This is a genomic window from Bradyrhizobium sp. STM 3843, assembly GCF_000239815.1.
Taxonomy (GTDB): domain Bacteria; phylum Pseudomonadota; class Alphaproteobacteria; order Rhizobiales; family Xanthobacteraceae; genus Bradyrhizobium.
The window spans coordinates 22,564-29,790 of record NZ_CAFK01000215.1 but is presented as its reverse complement, the minus strand read 5'-3'; the positions used below and the strand labels follow the sequence as shown (position 1 = coordinate 29,790).

Genomic DNA, 7,227 nt, shown 5'->3' with positions numbered 1-7,227 from the left:
GTGATGTAGGCTCGTTATTGCGGGCAAGGCGCACAACAAACCAACAGCCGTCATGCCCCGCGCAGGCGGGGCATCCAGTACGCCGCGGCCTATCGGCTCCTTAGCAGCTGCCTCTGGAATACTGGATCATCCGCCTTCGCGGATGATGACCGCGGTGTGTGGTGCGGGTGCGGAGCGAAGTAACTCCTACTCCCCGACCAGCTTCAGCCACTCATCCTCGGTCAAGACCTGCACGCCGTGCTTCTGCGCGTCCTTGAGCTTTGAACCCGCGCCAGGGCCGGCGACGACGTAGTCCGTCTTCTTCGACACCGAGCCCGATACTTTTGCACCGAGCCGCTCCGCGGTCGCCTTGGCCTCGTCGCGCGTCATCTTCTCCAGGGAGCCCGTGAACACCACGGTCTTGCCGGCGACCGGCGAATTGCGCTTCGGCCGCTCCGCATCGAGGATGGTGACCTCCCGCGTCAGCCGCTCGACGATGCCGCGGTTGTGGCTTTCGCCGAAATAGGAGGCGATGCTCTTGATCACGGTGTCGCCGATCTGGTCGAGCGCATCCATCTCGGCAATCGCTTCCTCGTCGCCATCAGCCACCTTAAGGCAGGCTTCGTGGAAGGCGTCCCAGGAGCCATAGCCGCGCGCCAGCGCCAGCGCGGTGGTCTCGCCGACATGGCGCATGCCGAGCGCGTAGATGAAGCGCTCCAACGCGATGTTGCGCCGCGCCTCGACCGCGTTGAACAGGTTGCGCACCGAGGTCTCGCCGTAGCCTTCGATGTCTTCCAGCTTCAGCTTCGCGTTGCGCGCGGCAAGCGTGAAAATATCTCCCGGCTCCTTCACCCAGCCCTGGTCGAAGAAATATTGAATCTGCTTCTCGCCAAGCCCGTCGATATCGAACGCGCGGCGGGACACGAACAGGAGCAGATGCTGGATCTTCTGGAACGGACAGGCGAACTCGCCGGTGCAGCGGGCGCGAGATCCCTCCTCACCCGTTGCCGTCTCCTCGCGCACGACATCGGTGTGCAAGGGACACGGGCACTTCTTCGGGAAGTGGAATTCGGCCGCGTTCTTCGGCCGCTTGTCGATGATGACGTCGACGACCTGCGGAATCACGTCGCCGGCGCGCTGGACCACGACGGTGTCGCCGATCCTGATGTCGCGGCCTTCCCGCAGCACTTCGCCCTTGTTGCCGATGCCCTTGATGTAGTCCTCATTGTGCAGCGTGACATTCTGCACGATGACGCCGCCGACGCCGACCGGCTCCAGCTTGCCGACCGGCGTGAACGAGCCGGTGCGTCCGACCTGGATCTCGATGTCCTTGAGCACAGTCATGGCGCGCTCGGCCGGAAATTTGTGCGCGATGCCCCAGCGCGGCGTCCGCGAGACGAAGCCCAGCCGCTCCTCCCAATCGATGCGGTCAACCTTGTAGACCACGCCGTCGATGTCGTAGTCGAGCTCGGCGCGCCGCTCCTCGATCTGGTGATGGAAGGCGAGCAGTTCCTCGACTGAGTGGCAGAGCTTCGTCAGCGGATTGGTCGTGAAGCCGCAATGCTCAAACCATTTGATCATACCGCTCTGGGTCTGGGCCGGCATCGCGCTCATCTCGCCCCAGGCATATGCAAAAAAGCCGAGCGGCCGTGAGGCGGTGATGGTCGGGTCCTTCTGCCGGAGCGAACCGGCGGCGGAGTTGCGCGGATTGGCGAAAACTGTATCGCCTGCTGCCTTCTGGCGCTCGTTCAGCGCCAGAAAGGCCTGCTTGGTCATGTAGACCTCGCCACGCACTTCGCAGATGTCGGGAATGTTGCGGCCCTTGAGCTTTTGCGGCACGTCCTTGAGCGTGCGGATGTTGGCGGTGACGTCCTCGCCTTCCGCGCCATCGCCGCGCGTCGCGGCGGTCACGAGCTCGCCGCCCTCGTAGCGCAAGGACATCGAGAGCCCATCGATCTTCGGCTCCGCCGAGAAGTCGATCTGATCATCGGGCAGCTTCAGGAAGCGGACAATGCGGCCGACGAAGTCGCGCACGTCCTCTTCAGCGAAGGCGTTGTCGAGCGACAGCATCGGCACCGCATGGCGCACTTTCTTGAAACGGCCGGAGGGCGCGGCGCCGACTTTCTGCGACGGCGAGTCAGCCGAGACGAATTCCGGAAAGCGCTTCTCGATCGCGTTGAAGCGCTGACGCAACGCGTCATATTCGGCATCGGTGACGCTCGGTGCGTCCTCCTGGTAATAGCGCTTGTCGTGCCCTTCGAGCTCCAGAGCCAAACGCATCCATTCCACCTTGGCCTGCGCCTTGGTGAGGTCGGCGATGTCTGTGGGTTTCTTTGCTTTTGCGGATTTTGGCATGCTGACTAAAGTCCGTCATTCCGGGGCGATGCGAAGCATCGAACCCGGAATCTAGAGATGATGGGCACGATCCTATGGCCTACTATGTGTACATTCTCGCGAGCCGAAAGGATGGGGCAATCTATCTCGGCGTCACCAACGATCTTGTGCGCCGAGTCCATGAACACCGGCAGAAGGCCGTACCGGGGTTTACGTCCAAGTACAATATCACACGGCTGGTTTGGTTCGAGATCTACGACGATCCGATCTCCGCGATCACCGGGAGAAAGAGCTGAAGAAGTGGATGCGTGATTGGAAGGTGAAGTTAATCGAGGCTCAAAATCCCGAGTGGCTCGATCTATACGAAACGATCTGCAGATGAGCCCGTCATTCCGGGGCGGTCCGCAGGACCGAACCCGGAATCTCGAGATTCCGGGTTCGATGCTTCGCATCGCCCCGGAATGACGAGGAGAGAGTCGTGAGCTCAACCTCGCGGCAATTCAGGCCGCCACCTCGAGCAGCCGGGCCGCCGCGGCGCGGGCTTCGGCGGTAATCTCGGCGCCGGCGAGCATGCGCGCGATCTCCTCGCGGCGATGCTCGGCCGGGAGCGCGTTGACGCGCGTGGCGACGCGTTTGCCCTTGTCGAGCGCCGCCTTCGAGATCAACAGATGCTGGTCGGCGCGGGCTGCGACCTGCGGCGCATGGGTCACCGCCATCACCTGGACCTGGCCGGCCAGCCGCGCCAGCCGGGCGCCGATGGCATCAGCAACCGCACCGCCCACACCGGTATCGATCTCGTCGAACACCAGTGTCGGCGCCGAGCCGCGATCGGACAGCACCACCTTCAGCGCCAACAGGAAGCGCGACAGCTCGCCGCCTGATGCCACCTTCATCATCGGCCCGGGCCTGGTGCCCGGATTGGTCTGCACCCAGAACTCGACACGGTCGATCCCCTGCGGTCCGGGAATCTCGGCATCGGCCTCGACCTGGGTCATGAACTTGGCACGTTCGAGCTTGAGCGGCGCGAGCTCGGCGTTGACGGCCTTGTTGAGCTTTTCGGCCGCCTTGGTACGCGCGGCCGACAGTTTGGCAGCCGCCGCGGCATAGCGCGCGTCGGCCTCTGCGGCTGCGGTTTCCAGCTGCTTCAATTGCTCGGCGCCGGCATCGATCAACACGACGTCGGCGGCATATTTCGCCGCCAGCGCGGCAAGCCCGTCCACGGGCGTGGAATATTTCCGCGCCGCAGCGCGCAGTGCGAACAACCGCTCCTCGATCTGCTCCAGCTCGAACGGATCGAAATCGGCGGCGCGGAGCGCGGCCGACAGATGCTGATCGGCCTCCTCCAGCGCGTTGATCGCGGCATCGATCGCCTTCACCGCCGGCTCGATCAGAGTCGGCGAACTGCCGGCACGCCGCTCCAGCCGCCGCACCGCAGCCGAAAGGCTGGCGATCGGCGACTGGTTGCCACCGACCGCGTCCTGGGCGTCGTGCAGATCGGACGCGATCTTCTCACCCTGCATCATCGCGGTGCGGCGCGCGGCAAGCTGCGTCTCCTCCCCATCCTTCGGTGCCAGGGCCTTCAACTCGTCGGAGGCATGGCGCAGGTAATCCGCCTCGCGGGCGGCGCGCTCCATGCCGGCCCGATGCTCCTCGAGCGCCGTGCTCGTGGTGCGCCGCGCCGCCCAGAGCATTTCGACCGCCGCGACGTCTTTCTCCAGCCCCGCAAAGGCATCGAGGAGGCGGCGATGGGTGGCGGCATCGACGAGGGCGCGCTCATCATGCTGGCCATGGATCTCGACCAGCACCGCGCCGACGGCCTTCAGAGTCTGCACGCTGACCGACTGATCGTTGATGAAGGCGCGGGTGCGACCGTCGCCGAACTGCACCCGACGCAGGATCATCTCGCCGTCGTCGTCGAGGCCGTTGTCGGCCAAGATCTTCGCAGCGGGATGGTTCTTGGCCACTTCGAACACGGCGGTGACCTGGCCCTGCTCGGCGCCATGGCGGACGAGGCTGGCGTCACCCCGCCCTCCCAGCGCCAGCGCAAAGGCGTCGAGCAGGATCGACTTGCCGGCGCCAGTCTCACCGGTCAGCACAGCAAGCCCTTCAGAAAACTCGATATCAAGCCGCTCGATCAGAACAATGTCACGGATCGACAGACGCGCCAGCATGGAGATTGAGTCCTCGTTGAGGGCGAGAGCCCCTGAATCGATCGACTCGATCTTATCAGCGATAAGAGAACAAAACAAGAACATGCGTTCAGGAAGATCACTCGGGGCCGCGGGGGCCCCGCCTCGATCGCGGCCGGCCGGGCTTCAGCCCAGGCCCAGCTTCTTGAACGCCTTGGAGATGTAGGAGCCCTTGTTCTCCTCCGGCTCCACGCCGCCGGTCTTCACGAGATTATAGGCGTCCTTGTACCATTTGCTGTCGGGGAAATTGTGCCCGAGCACGGCGGCCGCGGTCTGCGCCTCTCCGACGATGCCGATCGCCAGATAGGCCTCGGTCAGGCGGAACAGCGCCTCCTCGACGTGGCGCGTGGTCTGGTACTGCGTGACCACGGTCTTGAAGCGGTTGATGGCCGCCGTGTAGTCGCGCTTCTCCATGTAGTAGCGACCGATATCCATCTCCTTGCCCGCGAGCTGGTCGCGGGCGCCTTCCAGCTTGACCTTGGCGCTGGTGGCATATTCGGAGGTCGGATATTTGCGAATCACCTCTTCCAGCGACGCGATCGCCTTTTCGGTGCGCCCCTGGTCACGGCTGATGTCCGGGATCTGGTCGTAATGCGAGGCCGCGATGAGATATTGCGCGTAGGCCGCATCAGGACTGCCGGGATGCAGGGTGATGTAGCGCGTTGCCGAGCCGATGCAGCCGTCAAAATCCCCGGCCTGGTAGGAGGCATAGGCCGACATCAGGAGCGATTTGCGGGCCCAGTCGGAATAGGGGTGCTCGCGGTCGACCTCCTCGAACTTCTTGACCGCGCCCTTCGGGTCCTTCTTCTCATTCATCATGAACAAGCCCTGGTTGTAGAGCTTGTCAGCCGGCTCATCGACGAAGGTGTCGTCCTTGGCCAGGAACTTGTCCCAGAGGCCGCCGGTGCCGCAGCCGCTCAACGGCAGCGCGAGCACAATCAGCGACATGGCCAGCCTGATGCGGCCGGCCAGAGGGATGCGGAGTTCGGGCGAAAGACGTTGTGTCGACATGAGCTTTGAGAACCTGACGCCTGTGATCCGGTGTGTGCCGCGCGCTTTATGAGCTTGCCATCATGAACGCTGGGATGGGCCTGTCCGTGGCGCCTGCCATGCAGCCATCGCCTCTTTAACCGAAAAACCCTCGTTAACCAACCGCATAGGCAGGCATTTCGCCCGCATTAAGGCGGCACCGGAGTGCGGCAATCCGACGTGGTTACCACGGCAAAAGCCTTGGAGACACTCGCGAAGTTCGGATCAGCCGACAACGGCGCAGGCGGCCCGGTAACAAGCTGTCATGAAATTTCAGTGGAAGGGAACGCGTCCAATGAGCGCATGCTTGACCCTGGCGCCCCAGGCCTGATGGGCTGCGAAGAGCCCAAGCGTTCAAGACAGGCGTTTCAAGACATCAGTTTTTAGGACACATCCGGGCCGTAGGCCGGGGCGATCATGCCGCCGACCATACCACCCACCGCAACCTCGGTCGTGACGCGAGGACGGCGCACCGCAGGCTCGCCTTCGACCACCCGCCAAGCGGTGCGGTCGGCGAGAAGCGCCGTCAGCACGGCATGGTTGAGCTTATGGCCACCACGAACCGAGCGATAGGTTCCGAGCAACGGCAGCCCGGCCAGCGCGAGGTCGCCGATTGCGTCCAGCACCTTGTGGCGGGCGCATTCGTCAGCGTAACGCAGGCCTTCGGGATTCAAGAGGCGTTCCTCGTCGAACACGACCGTGTTCTCGAACGAGGACCCCAGCGCGAAACCGGCGCTCCAGAGCTTCGCCACGTCGCTCATGCAGCCGAAGGTGCGGGCGCGGGCAATCTCGCGGCGGAAACGCTCCGGATTGAGGTCGAAGTGATAGGACTGACGGCCGATCACGGGATTGGTGAAGTCGATCTCGATCTCAAGCCGGAACCCAGTCGCGTTCGGCCGCAGTTCGCCGGCGCAGGCGCCGATCGCGACCTGCACGGGCTTCAGAATTTGGATGTAGCGACGCGCTGCCGACTGGGAAACGATGCCGGCCTGCTCAATCGCGGCCACGAAGGGCGCAGCCGAGCCGTCCATGATCGGAACTTCGGGACCATCGATCTCGATGGTGGCGTTGTCGACGCCCATACCGCGCAGGGCGGCCAGCACGTGCTCGGCGGTCGAAACCAGCGGACCTTCGCGGTCGCCCAGGACGGTTGCGAACTCGGTTGCGATCACGCCGCCAGCGGTGGCCTTCACCTCGCGATCCGGCCCCTCAAGACCGGTGCGGACAAATACGAGGCCCGCGTCGATCGGTGCAGGCCCGATCGTCAGACTGACCGGCGCCCCCGAATGGACACCAACACCGGTCACGGTGGCCTGCGAACGAAGCGTGGTTTGCCGGCTGAATTTCATCGACTTATCGCCCAAGACCCCACCTAAACACCCCCTCGGCAGCCCCTGAGCGCCGACTCAGTGTTAGGTATCCCCAAGTCACGGTAGACCATAACCACGGGCTCCAAAGAGCGCCAACTCACGCTTCTTTACGGATTGTTACCCTATCTCTGCCGCATTCGCGCCAACGCTTAACCATTTTGGAACGCGGCCTTTACCCTCCTGGTTCCCGGATCACACCACCAAATAGATAATTAAGCATTTAAAATCAGTTAGTTGAGACGCCCTGAGTCGCTCCATCCAGGAAAGCAAAGAGGCCCGGCTCCATCGAGCCGGGCCTCTTGTCCACAGCCTGGGCTGTAACAATT

At 63.5% G+C, this 7,227-nt stretch carries 4 protein-coding genes and 1 pseudogene; 1 reads left to right on the top strand and 4 read right to left on the bottom strand.

Going from position 1 to position 7,227, the window contains the following annotated elements; genetic code table 11:
• Positions 1-186: 186 nt before the first annotated feature.
• The gene (gene ligA / locus BRAS3843_RS22955) at positions 187-2,334 is read right to left on the bottom strand and encodes an NAD-dependent DNA ligase LigA (protein ID WP_008971456.1); all 2,148 of its coding nucleotides are present in this window, start codon (positions 2,332-2,334) and stop codon (positions 187-189) included.
• Positions 2,335-2,408: 74 nt separating this feature from the next.
• Between ligA and BRAS3843_RS22950 the strand changes: the two are divergent.
• Positions 2,409-2,695 (top strand): annotated as a pseudogene (locus BRAS3843_RS22950) (GIY-YIG nuclease family protein).
• Between the two features lie 118 nt (positions 2,696-2,813).
• On the opposite strand, the gene recN reads toward BRAS3843_RS22950, so the two are convergent.
• The 3 genes from recN to lpxC all read right to left on the bottom strand — a co-directional run bounded on the left by recN (position 2,814) and on the right by lpxC (position 6,880).
• Complete coding sequence (gene recN / locus BRAS3843_RS22945) at positions 2,814-4,484, bottom strand: DNA repair protein RecN (RefSeq protein ID WP_008971454.1); 1,671 nt, start codon at positions 4,482-4,484, stop codon at positions 2,814-2,816.
• Positions 4,485-4,628: 144 nt separating this feature from the next.
• Positions 4,629-5,513: an outer membrane protein assembly factor BamD gene (locus BRAS3843_RS22940; protein WP_008971453.1), complete on the bottom strand. Its 885-nt coding sequence runs from the start codon at positions 5,511-5,513 to the stop codon at positions 4,629-4,631.
• Between the two features lie 401 nt (positions 5,514-5,914).
• Positions 5,915-6,880, bottom strand: a complete 966-nt coding sequence (lpxC, locus tag BRAS3843_RS22935) for a UDP-3-O-acyl-N-acetylglucosamine deacetylase (protein ID WP_008971451.1) — start codon at positions 6,878-6,880, stop codon at positions 5,915-5,917.
• Positions 6,881-7,227 lie beyond the last annotated feature (347 nt).

Bases quoted from the DNA above. Each gene is read 5' to 3' on its own strand.
- recN (WP_008971454.1), bottom strand. From the start codon at position 4,484: ATGCTGGCGCGTCTGTCGATCCGTGACATTGTTCTGATCGAGCGGCTT.
- lpxC (WP_008971451.1), bottom strand. From the start codon at position 6,880: ATGAAATTCAGCCGGCAAACCACGCTTCGTTCGCAGGCCACCGTGACC.
- BRAS3843_RS22940 (WP_008971453.1), bottom strand. From the start codon at position 5,513: ATGTCGACACAACGTCTTTCGCCCGAACTCCGCATCCCTCTGGCCGGC.
- ligA (WP_008971456.1), bottom strand. From the start codon at position 2,334: ATGCCAAAATCCGCAAAAGCAAAGAAACCCACAGACATCGCCGACCTC.